Here is a 20,952-nt window from a genome sequence, read left to right as displayed (position 1 = left end):
CAAACTATTAACCCCAAATCTAATAGTTATGAGAAGACAACTACTAACCATGGCTCTGTTGGCTTATATACCAATAGTTGCTCAAACACCTGTCACAGATGGTCCTGACTGGACTGTTACCAATCTTACTTCAGACAGTCATTTAGATTACCCAAACACCATTCTTTACGGCCCGGACGGATCACTTTGGATCACGGAACGCGTTGGTAAAAAAGTGGTTAAAGTAAGCACCGCCGGAGGTTCTAAAACCACTATGCTGGACCTTTCCGGTGTGGTGCATCAATCAGTCACGCAAGACGGGTTAATGGGAATGGCTATCCACCCGGACTTATATGCAGATATCAATACCCTAACCAATAATTATGTGTATTTAGTTTACACGTATGACGATGATCCTGGTTCGGGATTAGACCGTAAGTTAAGAATTGCCCGGTATTCCTATAATTCCGGAACAGGTAATTTAGATAGTGCCAGTGCCTACACGGTAATTGATAATATCGAAGCCGGTAACGATCATAATTCAGGTAAAATTGTTATTGGGCCGGACCTTAAATTATACTGGACCATTGGAGATCACGGATCCAATAGAGGTGGCAACGCCTGCAATGAAATTAGAGCACAATATTTACCAACAAGTAATTCCGATTATTCAGATTACAAAGGCAAAACTTTAAGATTAAACCTGGACGGAACCATTCCTACAGATAACCCAACATTAAACAGTGTTAAGAGTCATGTGTACTCCTACGGGCACAGAAACGCCCAAGGTTTAGTATTTGGTTCAAACGGAAAACTATACTCGTCTGAACACGGCGATAAAACCGATGATGAAATAAATATTATTGAATCAGGCAAAAATTACGGCTGGCCTTTAATTGCCGGTTACAATGATGACAGTGGCTATGCTTACTGCAATTGGTCCAGCTATCCCGGAACCGGAACAGGCACCTGTGACGACTATGATTCCAACAGTTGCCCGGGTTCTTATATTGATGAATCAACTTCAGGAGCTTCCATTTCGGACTTTATGCCACCCATAGGCACCTATAACAGTACGATTGCATCTGAGCCAACAGGTGGCTGGTTAACATGGCCTACAGTGGCTCCGGCTAGCATTGATATTTATGAAGGTGGAAAAATTCCCGGCTGGGGAGAGTCTTTGCTTATTCCGACATTAAAAGCCGGAATGATTTTAAGAACCAAATTAAACGTCGCAGGTGATGGATTAGATAGTACTACCTATGAAGAATTCCATTCATCAAACGATAGATACAGAGATATTGCTTTTGATCCCGATGGGGTAACCATCTATGCCATTACTGATATAAGAAGTGGTATGGATAACCAGGGGGTTGTCATGAAAATTCAATATAGCGGTGTGACATTAAGTAATGATTTCCATGATAAAAACGAATTTTCAATGGTACCGAACCCAACCAGAAACAGTACCCATATAAGTTTCAATTTTAGAGCGTATACATCACTAGATTTGTTTGTTTATGACATCCATGGAAGAACCGTTCAACATATAAAAAATATTAATAGTAACTATGATTTGAAAACAACAAACCTGTCAAACGGCTTGTATTTTGTTAAACTAAAAAATAATAATAAAGAAATAGCAACAGGAAAATTAGTGATCCAATAACAAATTAAGAGATATAGTGTTGTTTACCAACACTTTAACGTATTTAATCGAGTATTTTTAGTTTTTTATTGGAGTTATACTACTTTTCAATAAGTTATTGAAATATAACTATTTAGTCCCCAAACTAAATAAACCTGCTTATGAAAACGTTTTTGCCCCAAAATTGGTTGGTTACGCTATGCATTAGTGTGGCTTTGTCATTTACAGCGGCTTCGCAAACTATTGCTTCTTATGATTTTGAATCCGGACTTCAAGGTTGGACTGACGGTGGTTCAGATTCCGGGTTAAATACAAATTCGGTTTACGCCTGTAATAGTACACAGTCCGTTTATTCAAAGGACGATGACACCTCCAATAATTTAACCACCTCCCCTACTTTAAACCTCTCGTCTTATAGCTCGGTAGATTTTTCGTTCTGCTTCATAGGGTTTAGGCTGGATACCGGTGAAGGGTTCTCTGTTCAATACTATAACGGGTCTTCGTGGTCTACCTTAAAAACCTATGCATTAGGAACAGACTTTGCATCAAATAATGTATCCTACGAATTCTACTTAACCGTCAGTAGTGGACTAGCCTCCAATTCAAGGTTCAGATTTACAAGTACAGCAGGAGATAATAATGAATATTGTTACTTTGATGATGTTTTAGTACAGGTCTCTGCCCCAGAAATTGATATTCGAGGGAACGCTATTTCCATTGTTAACGGGGACACAACACCTGCTATATCAGACCATACAAGCTTTGGTACTGCAAATGCCGGAACACAAATAACCAGAACCTATACCATTTACAATAAAGGCGGGGTCAACTTAAATATCTCAAACATTGCATTATCTAATGCCGTGGATTTTACTATTGTGGCTCCTTTTTACACGTCTCCCGTAGTGCCTTCCACAGGAACTACTACATTCAGCATTCAATTCAACTCGTTAACACTGGGAACAAAAACATGTACTGTTACGGTTACTAATGATGATTCTGATGAAGGATCGTATCAATTTGATATTGATGCCCGCGCAGAGCAAAACTTCTTTGACAGTGATAATGATGGTGTACTTGATAATGTGGATATAGATGACGATAACGATGGTATTCCGGATTCGGATGAAGAAACTGCCTGCCAGGCTTCCTCAATAGCAGGTACAACCAACTATAAATTCTTAAACGAAACCTTTGGTGAAGGCAACAGAACTACTATTAACACGACCTACGATGCGGAAACAACATACTGCTATGAAGATGGTACAACAGGAACCTCAACAACGGAATGTCCGGATTTACACAGAGACGATTTAAATGACGGTGAATACACTGTTTATTATAAAGCCGGCGATGGTGACGGAACAGACGACACCCCGAATGCCGAGGTAGCCTCCTGGGCAGATGCCTACTGGTATACCGGAGAAGACCATACATCCGGTGATACTAACGGAAGAATGGCCATGTTCAATGCCTCCTATGACCCGGGTACGTTCTATACAGCAACTATTATAGGTGCCTTGCCAAACGTACCTATTACTTATAGTTTTTGGGTATTAAACCTGGATACAACAACAGCTCCGGGTATAGCTACCAGGCTTAGACCGGATATTTTAGTTGAGTTCAGAGATGTTAATAACAATGTACTGGCATCAATAACCACGGGTGATATACCGCCTTCTATAAATGGCGATGCCGCCGGCAGCTGGCATCAGTTTACCGCTAGTTTAACATTTAATGTTAGTGAATTTTACGTTTACTTCATTAACAATGAAGTGGGCGGTGCCGGTAATGATTTGGCAATTGATGATATAGTTATTTCTCAAACCTTATGTGATACCGATGGTGATGGTGTGGCCGATGTTTTTGACTTAGATTCAGATAACGATGGTATTCCTGATGTGGTTGAAGCCGGTTTAGGAAGCCACAGTGAAGGAAAAGCTATGTTGACAGGTGTTGGATCCTGGGTGGATGCCAATTCAAATGGTATGCATGACTCTACGGAAAGCAATACGGTGCCTGATACCGATAGCGACGGTGTTCCTAATTATCTTGATCTGGATAGTGATAATGATGCTGTCTTTGATGTAGATGAATCCGGAGCTACTAATTCAGGTGATCCGAACTATCAAAATGGTGACGGCGATATAACCGGCGATGGTGTTGGTGATGGTACCGATACTGACACCGTCAGGGAAACCGATATTAACTCAGACGGAACCTTAGAATATTACTCCGATGGTATTTTAGATCTGTACGACTTCTTTGAAGGTGGCACCATGGCTACGGCATACGGAAATTCTAACCAGGGCTCTACAGGAACCGGTTGGGAATATTACGTGGCCGATACCGATAATGACGGAACCCCGGATTATTTAGATGTCACTTCGGATGGTTCTACCTATGATATTTCACATACCCTTTATGCCGGTTTAGATGGTAATTCCGATGGTGTCATTGACGACACCAATGATGCGGAAAATGATGGTATTGTTGACTTATTTGACACCAATGACGGTATCTTCGGGTCACCCAGAGATCTAAACCAGAAGCTTCAATTATACTTTGACGGTAGAAACGATTATGCCGATGAAGCTACAGTTATAGATAACACCTGGAATGAAGCATCATTAATGGGCTGGATCAAAATTGATCCGTCGGCAACAGGGGTCCAGATCATTTTGGGCCAGGATGTGTTTTACATTCAGTTGAATGCAGATAAAACTATTACGGCCTATGCCGATGGAAATACCCTGAGTTACAGCACACCTTTAACAACCGGTCAATGGATCCATGTAGCCGCTACTTTTGAATGTGATTGCTTATCCGGTGGTTTCCACCTGTATATTAACGGAAACCTTGAAGCAAGCTCAAGCCCAAGTACCGGTGGTTTTAATGCCGATACGTCAAGCTTTACCATAGGAAGAGAACCGGACACCAACAGTAAATACTTCCATGGTTATATTGATGAAGTCAGGGTGTTTAACAAGGCGCTTACGCAAAATGAACTTCACAAGATCATCTACCAGGAAATAGAAGACAATAGCGGGGTGGTTAGAGGCAGTATACTTCCTAAGGATATCACAGACTTTAATGCAGCCACCGAAGTATCAACCCCTTTAAACTGGTCAAATTTAGAACGCTACTATAGACTTGACACCTATAAAGATGATATTATTGATGATCTGACCACAGCTACTGTTGATGTTGGTACCGGAGCAAAAATTTACAATACTAAAATTATTGAATCGCAGACCACGCCACTGCCTTTTGTTACAACGGCATCTAGCAGTGGCAGTTGGGCTACTTCCAGTAACTGGGTGCATGGAGATGTTTGGGATATTGATAATACCCATTCTGATTGTGCCATTGTACAAATACGAGGGGATTTAGATACTAATACAAACCATAAAACCGTAGGCATCTTATTAGAAAGTGGAAGTAATCTTGATATTCTGAATGATTCCGAACTTAATGTGAGTTGGTATTTAGAGCTTGATGGTAAAATTGACCTTGAAGGGGAATCACAATTGGTTCAGGGTGGAGAAAGTACCTTAGAAGCAACCAGTGCCGGTACTTTGGAAAAAGATCAGCAGGGAACTGCGGATACCTTCACCTATAACTATTGGTCCTCTCCGGTTGGATTATCTAATAATTCAACAAACAATAATGCCTATAACGTAACCAATGTATTTACTAATGTGACGTTCTCAAGTTCAGGATATAATGGCAGTGGTTCTCCCCTTACCATAGCTGATTACTGGATCTGGAAATTCAATAATTTACCAAGTGATGATTATTCGTCATGGCAACATGTAAGAAGTAGCGGTACCCTTCAGATAGGTGAAGGCTTTACTATGAAAGGTCCTGGAACCGGCCCTATTTCATCAGAACAAAACTATATTTTGGAGGGAAAACCAAATAACGGTGATATCAATTTGACCATTAATGCCGGTAACGACTACCTGGTTGGAAATCCGTACCCATCGGCCATTGATGCCCATGAGTTCATTCTTGATAACGGTAATACTATTGCCGGCCCGGGCTCTACTACAGGTACTTTGTATTTCTGGGAGCACTGGGGTGGCGGTTCGCATAATTTAGGCGACTACCAGGGAGGCTATGCTACCTATTCGCTTTCGGGCGGTGTACCTGCGGCCTCTATGGGTACAAACGACCCTGACGTGGGAACCGGTGGAACACCAACTAAAACTCCGGGACGATACATTCCGGTGGGCCAGGGATTCTTTGTTACCGCCGAAACCGGTGGCACTATCAAATTTAAAAACAGCCAGCGTATTTTCCAGGCTGAAGACGGTTCAAACTCCGTTTTTATGAAATCGGGGAAAAAAGGGCAGGCAACCAGTACAGCCAAGACAACCAATCAAGGCGGAGATACCAGGTTAAAGTTGAGACTTGGTTTTTACTCCGTGAATACCATCCGCAGGCAACTGTTGACAACTGTTGACGAAAATACCACAATAGGATACGATTGGGGGTACGATGCCCTGTACAATGACACCCAAATGGATGACATGTACTGGATGATATCCGATAAAAAATACGCCGTTCAGGGTATTAATGAAATCACCGAAAATACAGTATTACCCATAGGGATCCATACTAAAAATGACGGTATTAACAGTATTACCATGGATGCATTGGAAAATGCACCGGCAGACTTGGAAGTGTATCTACACGATAAGGAACTGGAAGTGTATCATGACCTGAAATCAGGTGATTATGAGATCTTCTTAATCGCAGGTGAATATTTGAACAGGTTTGAGATTACCTTCGCCAGTTCCCAATCCCTGCATACAAACGACGTTAAAAATATACCTATGCAAGTATATTTTTCAAATAAAATAGACAGTATAGTGATCCTTAACCCGGAATCCTTATCCATAAGGTCCATTGAAGTACTAAACTTATTGGGACAGTCCTTATTCAAGTTTGACACCGATACAACACAAAATTATATAAAATATAAGGCCAACCAGTTTGTAACCGGCTATTATGTATTAAATATAGAAACCGAGTTTTCTAAAATATCAAAGAAAGTTCTAGTAAAGAAATAGTTTAGTTTTAGTTTGTTTAGTTAGTTGAATTAGTGTAGACAAAAATCTGCCAAAAATCTTTACTATGATGGGAGCCCTAAGTTTTAGGGCTCCTTTTTATTTTACGGAAGCCAGTATTAAAACGGCATCTGAAGGTAAAATATGCACGAAAAAATCTTAATAAAACACCCTCAAACATAGAAACTTCTGTCAAAAAATATGCATTTTGTCGATTTTTTTAAACATTTCAACGATTATTGTAATATTTTTTATATATTTGGAGCGCTATTATCATAATAATCAAAAAACTATGAACCCAAATCTATTAATCATGAGAGAAACACCAGATACTTTGACACCATTGGTACTCCTCCCGTTGGTTTTCCAAGCATGGGCTACTAACGGTCCGGATGGCGTTACTTAGTACCCTATCATATAATGAAAACTGAAATTTTAGTTTATCCCTAGCTCAACTAAAATAGCGTAAAAATAAGTTTCAATTTTAATAACCATAACCTGTAAGTTTAATAATCATTGATAAACAAAAACATTAGACGTATAAAAAAAGCTTAGTAGCAAATAAATTAAGAATAACTATTTAGCCCCAAACTAAATAAATAACCTATTTATGAAAAGAAACACCAAATGCATTTATAAATGCTACGTCTTTATACTTTTTGTTATTTTTATAAATAACGCCGCAGTCGCCCAGTTACATGCGCCTCCGGCTTGTGGAGAAAACTTCACATTAGATTGGTCTTCCTCTCCAACGGCTTCAAATGAATTCAATTGGACACCCGCAGGTGCTTTAACCAATACCTTTAATAATGTTGACAATTCCGGTATTGATTTTACAGTAACCTTTACCGGAGATACAGGTACCTTAGGTGTTTGGGGCAGTCAAACTCCAAAAGTCGGCACCTCAGCCACAGGCTCTTCAGTAGAAAGCATAGACCTTTATACCACCGGATTTTCAGCAACGGGTATCACATGCACCATAACATTTAGTTCTCCAATATATGCGTTGTCATTTGATTTATCTCATGTAAACGCCAGTCCGCCCAATGGAGACATGTATACCATAACGGCACAAACCACAGACGGAAGTACCATTTACCCCACATTCACAAGTTCAGCAAATCCGTCATATACGGTAAATAACGCCACAGGCGTGGTAGATGCTAATAAATCTTCAACCAGTGGAACAGACGCCATAGTGGGGGTTAACTTTCTTGACCCGGATTATATAACCAGCGTTAGCTTTTTATGGCAAAATTGTTCCGTTTGCTCCAATGCCATTCACGGCTCGGGACTTGGAAACTTTAGCTTTTGTATACCCCAAACCCTGGATTTTGATGGTGTTAATGACTATATAGACCGGGCTGCTTTTCTGGGAGGAAAATCCGAAGCTACCATGATGTCCTGGATTAAACTGGATAATGGCTTTGATGGTGGTGAAATCATGGGGCAAAGAAACTTTAGGCTTTATGTAGATTCCAATAAATACCTTAAAGCCTTTTTAAGAACAGATACTAATAGAGATGTTAATACTGTTGCCTCATCTAATACACTACTAAGTGAAAATAGGTGGTATCATACCGCAGTAAAATATGATGGGGTCAATGGTACGGTGGATCTGTATTTAAATGGGAATAATGTCTGGAGTTATTCAAACTCAAATTTAATAGGAACCACCTTAAACAATACAAGTGCATGGAATTCAGACCATGATTTTGAAATAGGCAGAAATTCAGCGTCAGACAATAATTATTTTGAAGGGTCTATTTATGAAACAAGGGTTTACAACAAAGCACTAACATTAAACCAACTGCACCGGCAAATAAACCAGGAAATTGAAAATAATGGAGGAAACGTAAGAGGTACTGTGATCCCCAAAGACATAGAGGGCTTACTATGGAGTGACCTGGAACTATATTATAAAATGGGGATCATAGACACCGGGTATACTCCGGACAGTTCAGGCAGTAATGTAAACGGACATCTGAATAACATGAGAACCTTTCAGGAATATACCGCACCACTACCCTATGTAACAACGGCATCCTGTAACGGTAGTTGGACCAGTTCCAGCAACTGGGAACATGGCAGTGTCTGGGATATTCATAATGACCCTCCGGACTGTGCGATTGTTCAAATTAAAGGTAATTTACAGGCAAACGCTGATATTACAACAGTGGGGTTACTAATGGATAGCGGAAGCAATCTTGATATTCAAAACGATTCGGAACTTAATGTAAGTTGGTACCTGGATCTTGATGGTAAAATTGACCTGGTAGGGGAATCACAACTGGTTCAGGGAGAAGACAGTACCCTGGAACCAACCAGTGCGGGTACCCTGGAAAAAGACCAACAGGGAACAGCTGATACCTATACCTATAATTATTGGTCCTCTCCGGTTGGATTATCCAATAATTCAACAAACAATAATGCCTATACTATAACCGATGTATTTTCTAATGTTACCTTTTCAAGTTCAGGATATAATGGTAAAAGTTCTCCTCTTACCATAGCTGATTACTGGGTTTGGAAGTTCAACAATTTACCAAGTAACAACTATGCTTCATGGCAACATGTAAGAAGCAACGGCACCCTCCAGGTAGGTGAAGGCTTTACCATGAAAGGCCCGGGAACCGGACCCATTTCATCGGAACAAGACTATACACTGGAAGGAAAACCTAATAACGGTGATATTAGTTTAACCATTAGTGCCGGAAACGACTACCTGATAGGAAACCCCTATCCATCAGCCATTGATGCCAACGAGTTTATATATGACCATATAAGCAGTGCACTAAACGTTAACGGTAGGGCAGCAACCAATTTAATTAGTGGGACCCTGTATTTTTGGGAACATTTCGGAGGTGGCAGCCATAACTTAAAAGAATATATTGGTGGGTATGCCACTTACAATCTTAGTGGTGGTGTCAAAGCTTTTGCAAATGATGCCAGAATAAACAACAACGGTGCCGCAGGCACAAAAATTCCGGGAAGATATATACCGGTAGCCCAGGGCTTTTTTGTTGTAGCTGATAACCCTAATGGCAGTCCTATACTATTTAAAAACAGCCAGCGCATATTTGCTAAAGAAGGCTCCGCATCATCGGTATTCTTAAAAAACAGTAAAAAGGAAGAAACCCGTTCAGAGAAAACCGTCCAAAATCCCGACCAGGACCTAAGGAAAAAAATACGGTTATCATTCGATTCACCTAAAAAATATTTCCGTCAATTATTGATCACAGAGGACCCGCTTGCTTCCAATGGGTTTGATATTGGATATGACGCCTTATTATTTGATACCAGCAATAAGGAAGATATGTTTTGGATAATTGACAATAAGAATTATGTCATACAGGGCGCAAACAATCTTGGACAGGGCGAGACCTTTCCTTTAGGGATCAAAACAGATAAAAATGGTATGACCACTATTAAAATTGATGCCTTGGAGAACATTCCAGATGAGACAAATATTTACCTGCATGATAAAGAGTTAAACATTTATCATGACCTTAAAGCCGGTAGTTATAAAATTCTCTTAGTTCCCGGAGAGCACCTGAACAGGTTTGAAGTTACGTTTACAAACGGGCAAAGCCTTAGCACAAATGACGCAGACAAGACCCCCATGCAAGTATATTTTTCAAATGAAATAGACTGTATTGTAATTCTTAATCCGGAATCCATATCAATAAAGTCCATTGAGGTACTGAACTTATTGGGGCAGTCCTTATTTAAGTTTGACACCAATACAACACAGAGTTATATAAAATACAAGGCCAACCAGTTTGTAACCGGCTATTATGTCATAAATATAGAAACCGAGTTTTCCAAAATATCAAAGAAAGTTTTAGTAAAGAAATAGTTTAGTTTATATTTTGTTTAGTTTGTTTAGTTAGTTGAATTAGTCGTGTAGATCCCAAATCTACCAAAATCTTTACTATGACTTAAGAGTCCTGAATTTCAGGGCTCTTTTTTTTATTTTACCGATGCAATCAGAACTTCCAAAGGCACTTTTTGTTGCTCACCGGAAACCATATGCTTTAAGGTATAGGTATTTGAATTGATCTCTTCCTCACCCACTAGAACCACAAACGGAATGTTACGCCTGTTGGCATGGGTCATTTGTTTTTTCATTTTGGCAGGATCCGGATATAATTCGGCATTAACACCCTCTTGCCTCAACGTTTTAATAGCTTTTAAGCTGAACAGGGCCTCTTTCTCTCCAAAGTTGATGAAAAGTACCTCCACATTTTTATTTACCGTCTCCGGGAACAAATTCAATTCTTCTAAGACCAGATAAATGCGGTCCAGGCCAAAACTAATACCTACACCACTAACATTAGGCATCCCGAAGATACCTGTTAAGTCATCATAGCGTCCGCCGCCGCCAATAGAACCGATCTTCACTTCTTTTGGGGCGGATACTTCAAAAATAGCACCGGTGTAATAATTTAAACCACGGGCTAAAGTGACATCCAATTGTAATGCTGCTGTAGTCAGACCTAATTCGGAAATGGCATTGTTAATAAACGTTAGTTCTTCAATACCTTTTTGCCCGTAATCAGAGCTGGATAAAATATTGCTTAAGCTTTCGATTTGAGACTCAAAATCACCCGACAAAGAAAATAAAGGTTGTAGTTTATCTATGCCTTCCTGAGAAATCCCTTTGCCTAGCATCTCTTCTTTTACCTTCTCCTCGCCTATTTTATCAAGTTTATCAAGGGCCACCGTAAAATCAATCAGTTTATCTCCTGCTCCAATAACTTCGGCAATGCCTGATAGTATTTTACGATTATTGATCTTAATGGTAACACCTTCCAGTTTTAAAGCCCTAAAAACGGTGTCATACAACTGAATAAACTCTACCTCCTGCCATAAGCTTTTACTACCTACCACATCGGCATCACATTGGTAAAACTCTCTAAAACGGCCTTTTTGAGGCCTGTCTGCCCTCCAAACCGGTTGTATCTGATAACGTTTAAATGGCAGTTCAATATCATTTCTATGCTGCACCACATAACGTGCAAATGGCACTGTAAGATCATACCTAAGCGCTTTTTCAGAGATACTGCCTGTTAACTTATTAGAGTCTTTAGCCTCATAAGCCTCGCTATTGGCTTTAGTCAAATAATCCCCGGAATTCAGAATTTTAAAAATCAAGCGGTCCCCTTCTTCACCATACTTCCCCATTAAAGTACCGGAGTTTTCAAAACTGGGGGTTTCAATAGGCTGAAATCCGAAAGTTTCAAAAGCACCGCGAATGGTGTTAAAAATATAGTTTCGTTTTGCTACCTGTTCCGGGTTAAAATCTCTTGTACCTTTTGGTATGCCTGGTTTTTGAGCCATATTCAATTACCTGCGAACGCAGGTATCTCTTTAAAAATTATAAAAATAGATTCCGCATCGTGTGCGGAATGACAAAAATAACAGTTTATATTGAAAATAAATTTCTGCCCGCACAGGAATGACAGACTAATTTATCAATTTATCAAAATACTTAAACAGATCCCCTTTGGTAATGACGGCGCCCTGTTCAATCATTTTAAATTTGTCCAGGTTTTTATCCTCTGAATAGTCTTTATCCGCCTGAAAAAACTCAACATGTTCATCCATTAAATTCTCTCGCAACCAATTGTAACCCTCAGTAGTAGTAATATCCACATCGTTTTTCAGGTTGAGTACAATAGCCTGCATCTTGTTGTCCCCCAACCTGAACAAATACATATGTTGTGGCGAAATATGTTCTAAATATTCTGCATTATTTAAAACGCCTTCCCAAATCAAATCACTAAAAACATCTAATTCCGTTTCCGCCAACTCAGGTTTATTTTCCTTTAAATTTGCCCATTCATCAGCCGTAATGGATTGCGTTGCCAAAAAATTGATGAACTCCTGGTGTAACTCTTCAAATTGTTCCTTTGTTAGTCTTGAATATTTCATGTGCCCTTCTTAATCTCCCCAAAAAGGAGAGAAACAAATTATTTTTATAAAAAATGCGCTCCTAAATCAGGAGCGCAAATTTAATAATATTATGACTAGTATTCTAGAAAATGTAACGTAATCCTACTTGCATCTGCCAACGAGACAACAAACTGGAATCGTATCCAAATGTATCTGATAAATCATCATTGAACGAATAGATAGGTGCCTGCGTTCTGTCCGGAACATAATTGCCCGGATCAGGATCTGCATCCGGGAACGTAACACCAATTGGCTGAATATTATTAGGTTGCTGAATAACGCCCCAGTCTGAATTTAAGAAATTACCAAAATTCAAAATATCAACACTTAACTGTATGGTATTGGTTTTATCTTCAGTTATTCTAATATTAAAATCCTGTAAAAATTTGATATCCCAACGACCTCTCCAGGGAGCTAAAGCGCCATAACGCTCGGCATACTGGCCTCTTCTTTCGCTTAAGTAATCATCTTGCTGAATATAAGCCTCTAAATCTGCTGCATCACCCGCATCAGCAAACTGCATCTGACCAATTTCACTGGCAGTCGGAATATATATAAGGTCATTTAAACCGGAACCATCTCCATTTAAGTCCCCTCCATACGTGTAATTAAAACGGCCACCCTGGGCATACTCAAAGAATGTAGAAATGGTAGTAGCCATTTTATCGTTGCTATAGGTCCACTTTTTACTGGCAACACCTATAAAACGATGTGTGTCACCGTATTTTGAATAGGATAACACGTCGTTATTAACATTTCCTAATGCCGGATTAAATACAAAAGCATCCCCGGTAATTTCTGCCTCAATAGAGTTCACATCTTTTGAATTGAGGTAGTTATAAGCTAACATGGTATATAAACCATTTTCAAAGGTCTTTTGAGCCTTAACGGAAGCGTTCCAAATTCGTCCCTTATCAGAATTACTGAACACAAATGGGCCTCCCCCAATTCCGAAGAAATTAAGCATATCAGCATCCGTGTAGTAAGGACGGTTATCGACTCCGGACAAAGTTCCTGACGGCGGTCTTAACCCCCAGTTTTGCACATGAGCGCCGTTAATATCTTTGGTATAAGACACATCAGCCGTTAAAATCAAACCGTTTTCAAGCTTTTTATCAGCTCCTAAATTCGTTCTCCAAACTTGTGGGAACTTGTAATCAGGGTCAACCACCTGCCAGAAAAAGGCATTGGGGTTACCTATTTGGTTACCTAACCACACAAAAGGGAAACGACCGGTAAATAACCCGGAACCTCCACGTAACTGTAAGGTTTGGTCGCCATTTACATCATAGTTAAAACCAACTCTGGGAGAGATCAACCAGTCATTATTAGGCATTTTGGTATTATCCAATGTTGTGGAACTGTTGGTATTTGGGTTATAAAGAGGCATTGATGGCACATAACAACAGGCCAGATCAATAACATCCTGCGCTTTTTCTGCAGAGTCGAAGAATAAGGGTTTATCAAAACGTAACCCGTAAGTTAGTTTAAATCTATCGGTCACGTTCCACTCATCCTGAACATAAAATGACAATTGTCCGACGTTAGTTTCTGCCAGGGCCCAACCTCCGGCATTACCTTCGCCATTAGCTGCCAAAGAAGCATGTGCTGCTGTAGCGTCATTCAACATGGCTTCTAATCCACCGCCCGGAGCTGCATCAGCCAATAAATCGGCTACACTTCCGTAAGACGGGAAAAACACCCCCCTGGCACCATAGGCTCCCAGGTTAAAAGAGTTATCAAATTCAAATTTTTCAAATGAGGTACCGATGGTAAACGTATGGTCTCCTGTAAAAAAGTTTAAATTATCTGTAAACTGAAGCACCTTTTGATCTAACCTGTTATTGATAGAAAATGGTTCATGACCGGCAATAATATAATTAGACCCGCCTTCTAAAATCGTTATAGTAGGGGCCGGTACGGACAACGGATTTCTAAAATCATCAAAGTGTGTGTATCCTACCTGAAGCTTGTTAGTTGAATTCTCTGACAGCGTAGAGTTTAATTCTATTTGTACAGATTTTAAATTATTATTGATCTCATAACCTGTATTTTCAAACTGTAATGTGGCTGCATTGGGCCCTCTAAAACCAAGGGCTGTTGGATGCGCCGGTTTTTCCTTTGAAGCTTCCAACCAGTTATAAATAACTGCCAAACGGTTATTATCATTGATATTCCAGTCTAATTTAACAATCCCTTTAGTAGATTTTGAAGCATAGGTAAATCCTTCATAAGCACCGGTATTATAGCCCAAAGTAGCCAACGCGCTTTGAACTGCCATCAAATCTGATTCAGTAACCCTGGACTCATTAATAGCTCCGGAGCCCGTATTTGGCACCCAGCCATTAGTTCCCAGATCATCTCTGTCATCACTTTCATAATTAACAAAGAAGAATAATTTGTTTTTAATTATTGGTCCGCCAATACTTACGCCGTATTGTGTTTGGTTTAAGTCCGGACGCGTTACTTCTTCACCTCTAATCTTCTTACCGGTCATGGTTTCATCCCTGTAAAAGCCATATACCGTTCCATGGAATTCATTAGTACCACTTTTGGTTACTGCATTAACCGAGGCTCCAGTAAAACCTGAGAGGGTAACATCATAAGGTGCCGTAGTGACCTGAATCTGATCTATAGCATCCAGTGAAATAGGCTGTGCACTGGTTTGACCACCAGGGGTGGCAGCATCCAATCCAAATGGATTATTAAAAATAGCCCCGTCTAAAGAGAAGTTGTTAAACTGATCATTTCTACCTCCAAAAGACCCTGCGCTTGCTGTGGGTTCTAATCTGGTGAAATCTGACTGAGATCTGGAAATGGTTGGCAACCTGGTTAGCTCTCGCCTTCCTACACTGGTCTCAGCTCCGGTACGGTCACTACCAAAAGTCCCTGTACCTCCGGTACCCTGAATAACTACCGCGTCCAATTGCTGACTGTCCTCTACCAGGGTTACATCAATATTCTGCGTTTTACCTAATGTTAAGAACACATCATTAAACGTTTGTTCCTGGTAACCAATAAAACTAATGGTAATACTGTAAGGACCTCCAACTCTTAAGTTTAATAAGTTGAATCTTCCGTCAATGTTTGAAGCTGCTCCATACTTGGTACCGGTTGGCGTATGAATAGCTACTACATTAGCCCCGGGAAGCGGTTCTGAATTTTGGTCTAGAATAAGACCCTTAATGTTTGATGTTGTTACCTGCGAAAAAGCAAGGACACAAAAAAACAAGAAAAAAATGGATAGGATTGTTTTCTTCATTCGGTTTGTTTTAAATGAGTTAGTCTGTTATGCACGCATAGAAAATGCGAATACCAAAAATAACAAAAAAAAAGACTACTCTTTCGAGTAGCCTTTTTTTAACAATAATGTTTTATTAACTAGCTGTTAATATTATTTTGCCTGTGCAATTACTTCAAATGGTAATTCCACAGATACTTCCCTGTGTAGGCGAATAATGGCAGTATATTTACCTAAACGCTTTACATTACCACCAATAACATTGATGAATTTTTTATCTATGGCATGACCTTCTTTATCTAATGCCGCTGCTAAATCAATATTATTAACAGAACCAAATAATTTGTCACCTGCTCCTACTTTAGAAGCTATTTTAATTTCTAATGCTTTTAACGCTTCTGCCGTGGCATTAGCATCATCAATGATCTTCTTTTCTTTAAAAGCTCTTTGCTTTAAATTTTCTGCTAATACTTTTTTAGCAGAAACCGTAGCTAAAATAGCTTTTCCTGTTGGGATTAAAAAATTTCTACCGTAACCGTTCTTAACTGTTACAACATCGTCTTTAAATCCTAAATTCTCAACGTCTTGTTTTAATATAAGTTCCATTGTTATCGGTATTTTACTTTAATAAATCAGCTACATACGGCATTAAAGCTAAGTGACGCGCTCTTTTTACAGCTACAGACACTTTTCTTTGATACTTTAATGAGGTTCCTGTTAAACGTCTTGGTAAAATTTTACCTTGTTCGTTTACAAACTTTAATAAGAAGTCCGGGTCTTTGTAATCTATATACTTAATTCCAGATTTTTTGAAACGACAATATTTCTTTTGTTTGCTGGTTTCAATATTAAGCGGAGTTAAATATCTGATCTCTCCGTCTTTTTTTCCTTTTGATTGTTGCTCTATAGATGCCATAATTACGCTTTTTGTTTAAGTTTTTCTCTTCTTCTTTCCGCCCAAGCAATAGCATGCTTATCTAACTTAACCGTTAAATAACGCATAAAACGCTCGTCACGTCTAAACTCTAACTCCAGGTTATTAATGACCTCACCGGCAACGGTGTACTCAAATAAGTGATAGAAGCCACTTTTCTTGTTCTGGATCGGGTAGGCCAATTTCTTCAGCCCCCAATCTTCTTTTGATACCATCTTAGCGCCGTTTGAAACAAGAAAATCTTCGTATTTCTTTACTGTTTCCTTTATCTGATCATCAGATAAAACGGGATTTAAGATGAAAACAGTTTCATAATGATTCATAAAAATCTATTTAATTGTTAAAAATTGGGTGCAAAAATAATTAATATATACATATAAAACAACATTAAATTTATTATATTGCAACACTTTCCAAAATGTTAAAATTTTGTTAAATCGTGTTGTTTGTCGATGTTTTTTGGTTTTTGGCGGAATTTTTTGTACTATTGTCGATATCTTAACCGAAATAATACAAATGTTATGACTTTAAACTGTGTAGTAGTAGACGATTCAGCAATACAACGTCTCTCTATAGTTAAGTTAGTCGAGAATCACCCTTCTCTTAACTTAATTGCAGAGTACAGTAGTGCTTTAGAAACGAAAAACGGGTTGAATACGCATCAGGTTGATCTTATCTTTTTAGATATTGAAATGCCAGTTCTGAACGGATTTGAACTTCTGGACGTATTAAACAAGAAACCCCAAATTATTTTTGTAACCGGTAAAACAGAATATGCTTTTAAAGCGTTTAATTATGATGCTACCGATTATTTACACAAACCAATCACCAGAGAACGCTTTAATGCTTCCGTAGAAAAAGCTTTAGAACACCACAGATTATTAATGAATCAAAACGAAGAAGAGGGTGAACATATCTTCGTTAAGAGTAACCTTAAAAAACGTAAGGTTTATATTAAAGATATTAAATGGATTGAGGCACTGGGTGATTATGTAAAATTAGTTACAGAAGAAACAAGCTTGGTAGTGTTATCTACAATGAAAGCTTTTGAAGCCGAATTACCTGAAGGTAAATTTTTAAGAATCCACAAATCCTATATTGTAAATCTTGATAAGATTGACAGATTTAACAGTAAAAATGTTGAAGTTGGGGCTTATGAAATTCCTTTAAGTAGAAACAAAAAGACACAATTGGTTGACGCTTTAAATAATATTTAAACATCAAATTAAAAGTTATCGACATTTAAAATTACTTTTACCGACCGAAAATCTTTTATACTCAAGAAGCTATTGTTTATTTTAATGATAGCTTCTTTTGTTTTTGATAAGGATTGCTTTTTAGGGATCTTCACCAGGATATTTTTATGAAATTGATTTCTTATCCTGGCAATTGGTGGTGATTCCGGCCCTAAAACCGCTTCTCCGAAAAATTGCCGTAACGACTTTGCAAACCAAATAGACGCGGCTTCCACCCTATTGTAGTCTTTATGTTTTAATGTGATCTTTATCTGTTTATAAACCGGCGGATACTTGAAATTATACCGGTCGTTCATTTGCTCCTTGAACATCTCCATATAATTGTTTGTAGATACCTGCTGCAAGATATTGTGATACGGATTATAGGTTTGAATCAAAACTTTACCTCTTTTTTCGGTACGCCCTGCTCTACCCGACACCTGGACCATTAATTGAAAACTTCGTTCATGCGCTCTGAAATCCGGGAAGTTCAGCATATTGTCTGCATTCATAATACCAACCAGCCTTACATTTCTAAAATCCAACCCTTTGGTAAGCATTTGAGTACCAACCAATATATCTATTTCCTGTTGCTCCAGGGCGGTGATGATCTTTTCATAACCATACTTTCCCCTGGTAGTATCTAAATCCATTCTGGCTACTTTAGCCTCTGGAAATAAGATCTTTACTTCTTCTTCTATTTGTTCGGTACCAAAACCTTTATTATCCAAATCCGGGCTACCGCAAGCCATACAATCCTGTAACATAGCCATGTTATAGCCACAGTAATGGCAACGCAACTGATTTCTGTATTGATGATAGGTTAAACTCACATCACAGTTGGGACATTGCGGGGAATGCCCGCAGGTATTACATTCAACAATCGGAGAAAACCCCCTGCGGTTTTGAAACAATATAATTTGTTGTCCTTCGGCCAAGACTTCGGTCATTTCTTCAATAAGCCTATCACTAAAATGCCCTTTCATGCGCTTGCGTTTCAACTTATCTTTAATGTCAACCAATTCAATATCCGGCATCAATACATTGTTGTATCGATACATTAATTCCACCAGACCATACTTCCCCTGTTTCGCATTAAAATAACTTTCCAAACTTGGGGTAGCGGATCCCAACAATGTATTGGCCTTATGCATGGATGCCAATACTACTGCCGTGTCCCTGGCATGATATCGGGGTGCCGGGTCGAATTGCTTGAAGGATTGCTCATGCTCTTCATCAACAATGATGAGCCCTAAATCACTAAACGGTAAAAATATAGAGGACCTGGCCCCTAAAACGATTTGCGCTTTCGAAGCGTTATTCAAAACGTTATTCCACACCTCAACGCGTTCATGAGCGGAATACTTAGAATGAAAAATAGCTACTTTTTCTCCAAAATAATTCTGCAACCTATTCACCAACTGCGCTGTTAATGCTATTTCAGGTAACAAATACAACACTTGTTGCCCTTTTTGAATAACGTCTTCAATGAGTTTTACATAAATCTCCGTTTTACCGGACGATGTTACGCCGTGCAGCAGTGTAACATGGTTATTGTTAAAAGCTGTCTTTATAGCTTTTAAAGCTGCTTCCTGGTGTTCATTTAAGGTTTTGGATGCTTCATTTTCATCACCGGAATATTGCACCCGATCCGTCTGAATAAAATAGTCCTCCAAAATATCTTTATCAATTAGCGTTTTTATGATTTGAGATGATGCTCCGCTTTCACCTGATAGGTCAGACACCTTTACCGGTTTCTTCGTTGTGGCAGACAATGAAAACAGGGTCATGATGACATCGCGTTGCTTAGGGGCCCTGCTTAATTTATCCAGTAAATCCTGCAAAGCGTCTTCCGAAGAAAAATTAGCATGCAACTTAACATATCGCACCAGTTTAGGCTTGTACTTTTCATAGACTTCTTCTTCAACTGTAATAGCTTCCTTTTCAATAAGCCTTTTAATTACCGGAAGCACATTTTTTTTATCAAGAATACCGGAAATATCATGAATTTTTAAAGACGATTGATGATGTAAGGCTTCATAAATTAAAAACTCATCATCTTTCAATGAAGATTCGTCAAGTTTCTTAACCGAACTTTTTGTTACAACCGTTTCACTCTCTAGAACAAAGGCCCCGGGTAAAGCAGCACGCATCACATCGCCTAAAGTGCACATATAATATTTTGCAATCCACTGCCATAATTCCAATTGTATTTGATTGACAACAGGTACTTCATCCAAAATTTGGTGAATCTCTTTAGCTTCATAAGCTGAAGGGGCTTCCGTATGAACATTAAAAACAATACCGGTATAAATTTTAGATTTTCCGAAAGGCACTGCAACACGCATGCCTGTTTTTAAAAAATCAGCTTCCGCGGAAGTGATGCTATAGGTAAATAGCTTTTGTAACGGTATGGGCAGTATTACATCTATAAAGAACTTCAACTTCTATAGCATTAATTGATAACACGTTTCCAGTATTGCGTAGCATACAGGAAGCCTACATATCCTCTAACCTGTAAAATATTGGGGTTTTGGGTAAGCATTAACCGGCATCTAAACCTTTTTCCATGTTCCGGATCAAAAATGGTTCCCCGCTTATAATATTTCCCAGCACGTTCCATATTTTTTATCAATACCAAACCGAGAACCGGTTTGTTTTTTTCCTCTCCAAAACACTTTTTACACAAGGCGCCCTTTTGTTCAGGATTTAATATCTCTACTATTTTACCAAAAACCTTCCCGTTATCTTCATAAATCTCAACTATTGATTTTGCTTCATCCGTTATACCGTCTATCGTCCTCCATTTTCCAAAAACATCTTGAGATTGCAGGGTAGATGACACTAAAAAAAATAATATGGTACAGAAAAACAACTTCATG

General features: G+C 38.9%; 12 protein-coding genes. 4 read left to right on the top strand and 8 right to left on the bottom strand.

Annotated elements, in window-relative coordinates:
- Window positions 1-28 precede the first annotated feature (28 nt).
- The 3 genes from Q0983_RS16440 to Q0983_RS16430 all read left to right on the top strand — a co-directional run bounded on the left by Q0983_RS16440 (window position 29) and on the right by Q0983_RS16430 (window position 10,561).
- Entirely contained in the window at window positions 29-1,648 is a 1,620-nt protein-coding gene (locus Q0983_RS16440) for a PQQ-dependent sugar dehydrogenase (RefSeq protein WP_299555825.1), read from the top strand.
- Between the two features lie 140 nt (window positions 1,649-1,788).
- Window positions 1,789-6,705: a LamG-like jellyroll fold domain-containing protein gene (locus tag Q0983_RS16435; protein WP_299555824.1), complete on the top strand. Its 4,917-nt coding sequence runs from the start codon at window positions 1,789-1,791 to the stop codon at window positions 6,703-6,705.
- 607 nt (window positions 6,706-7,312) lie between these two features.
- Window positions 7,313-10,561 carry a LamG-like jellyroll fold domain-containing protein gene (locus Q0983_RS16430; protein WP_299555822.1) on the top strand — a complete coding sequence of 1,083 codons (3,249 nt, stop codon included), beginning with the start codon at window positions 7,313-7,315 and terminating at the stop codon, window positions 10,559-10,561.
- A gap of 113 nt (window positions 10,562-10,674) precedes the next feature.
- Here the strand turns inward: Q0983_RS16430 and hisS are convergent, their stop codons facing one another.
- From hisS to rpsF, 6 genes are all read right to left on the bottom strand, one after another.
- Window positions 10,675-12,045, bottom strand: coding sequence for a histidine--tRNA ligase (gene hisS, locus Q0983_RS16425; protein ID WP_299555820.1), 1,371 nt, complete (start codon window positions 12,043-12,045; stop codon window positions 10,675-10,677).
- Window positions 12,046-12,171: 126 nt separating this feature from the next.
- Entirely contained in the window at window positions 12,172-12,639 is a 468-nt protein-coding gene (locus tag Q0983_RS16420; RefSeq protein WP_299555818.1) for a DUF6495 family protein, read from the bottom strand.
- 103 nt (window positions 12,640-12,742) lie between these two features.
- Window positions 12,743-15,922 (bottom strand): TonB-dependent receptor, encoded by a 3,180-nt coding sequence (locus Q0983_RS16415; protein WP_299555816.1) that lies wholly within the window; start codon window positions 15,920-15,922, stop codon window positions 12,743-12,745.
- 132 nt (window positions 15,923-16,054) lie between these two features.
- On the bottom strand, window positions 16,055-16,507 hold the full coding sequence (gene rplI, locus Q0983_RS16410; RefSeq protein ID WP_299555815.1) for a 50S ribosomal protein L9: 453 nt from the start codon (window positions 16,505-16,507) through the stop codon (window positions 16,055-16,057).
- Window positions 16,508-16,520: 13 nt separating this feature from the next.
- Complete coding sequence (gene rpsR, locus Q0983_RS16405; protein ID WP_299555813.1) at window positions 16,521-16,817, bottom strand: 30S ribosomal protein S18; 297 nt, start codon at window positions 16,815-16,817, stop codon at window positions 16,521-16,523.
- A gap of 2 nt (window positions 16,818-16,819) precedes the next feature.
- A complete protein-coding gene (gene rpsF / locus Q0983_RS16400; protein WP_299555811.1) occupies window positions 16,820-17,158 on the bottom strand; it encodes a 30S ribosomal protein S6 in 339 nt (112 codons plus the stop codon).
- A 198-nt stretch (window positions 17,159-17,356) separates the two neighbouring features.
- On the opposite strand from rpsF, the gene Q0983_RS16395 reads away from it, so the two are divergent.
- The gene (locus Q0983_RS16395) at window positions 17,357-18,052 is read left to right on the top strand and encodes a LytTR family DNA-binding domain-containing protein (protein WP_147131013.1); all 696 of its coding nucleotides are present in this window, start codon (window positions 17,357-17,359) and stop codon (window positions 18,050-18,052) included.
- An 8-nt stretch (window positions 18,053-18,060) separates the two neighbouring features.
- Here the strand turns inward: Q0983_RS16395 and priA are convergent, their stop codons facing one another.
- The gene (gene priA / locus Q0983_RS16390; RefSeq protein WP_299555794.1) at window positions 18,061-20,514 is read right to left on the bottom strand and encodes a primosomal protein N'; all 2,454 of its coding nucleotides are present in this window, start codon (window positions 20,512-20,514) and stop codon (window positions 18,061-18,063) included.
- A gap of 11 nt (window positions 20,515-20,525) precedes the next feature.
- Window positions 20,526-20,951, bottom strand: coding sequence for a DUF2147 domain-containing protein (locus Q0983_RS16385; RefSeq protein WP_299555793.1), 426 nt, complete (start codon window positions 20,949-20,951; stop codon window positions 20,526-20,528).
- Window position 20,952: the final 1 nt, after the last annotated feature.

This window comes from Seonamhaeicola sp. (assembly GCF_028281565.1).
Lineage (GTDB): Bacteria > Bacteroidota > Bacteroidia > Flavobacteriales > Flavobacteriaceae > Seonamhaeicola.
Note: the sequence above shows the minus strand (reverse complement) of the source record. Positions and strands in the feature narration are given on the sequence as shown.

Coding starts and splice junctions, on each gene's coding strand:
- hisS (WP_299555820.1), bottom strand. CDS start 12,045: ATGGCTCAAAAACCAGGCATACCAAAAGGTACAAGAGATTTTAACCCG.
- rpsF (WP_299555811.1), bottom strand. CDS start 17,158: ATGAATCATTATGAAACTGTTTTCATCTTAAATCCCGTTTTATCTGAT.
- rplI (WP_299555815.1), bottom strand. CDS start 16,507: ATGGAACTTATATTAAAACAAGACGTTGAGAATTTAGGATTTAAAGAC.
- Q0983_RS16430 (WP_299555822.1), top strand. CDS start 7,313: ATGAAAAGAAACACCAAATGCATTTATAAATGCTACGTCTTTATACTT.
- Q0983_RS16395 (WP_147131013.1), top strand. CDS start 17,357: ATGACTTTAAACTGTGTAGTAGTAGACGATTCAGCAATACAACGTCTC.
- rpsR (WP_299555813.1), bottom strand. CDS start 16,817: ATGGCATCTATAGAGCAACAATCAAAAGGAAAAAAAGACGGAGAGATC.
- Q0983_RS16420 (WP_299555818.1), bottom strand. CDS start 12,639: ATGAAATATTCAAGACTAACAAAGGAACAATTTGAAGAGTTACACCAG.
- Q0983_RS16385 (WP_299555793.1), bottom strand. CDS start 20,951: ATGAAGTTGTTTTTCTGTACCATATTATTTTTTTTAGTGTCATCTACC.
- Q0983_RS16435 (WP_299555824.1), top strand. CDS start 1,789: ATGAAAACGTTTTTGCCCCAAAATTGGTTGGTTACGCTATGCATTAGT.
- Q0983_RS16415 (WP_299555816.1), bottom strand. CDS start 15,922: ATGAAGAAAACAATCCTATCCATTTTTTTCTTGTTTTTTTGTGTCCTT.
- Q0983_RS16440 (WP_299555825.1), top strand. CDS start 29: ATGAGAAGACAACTACTAACCATGGCTCTGTTGGCTTATATACCAATA.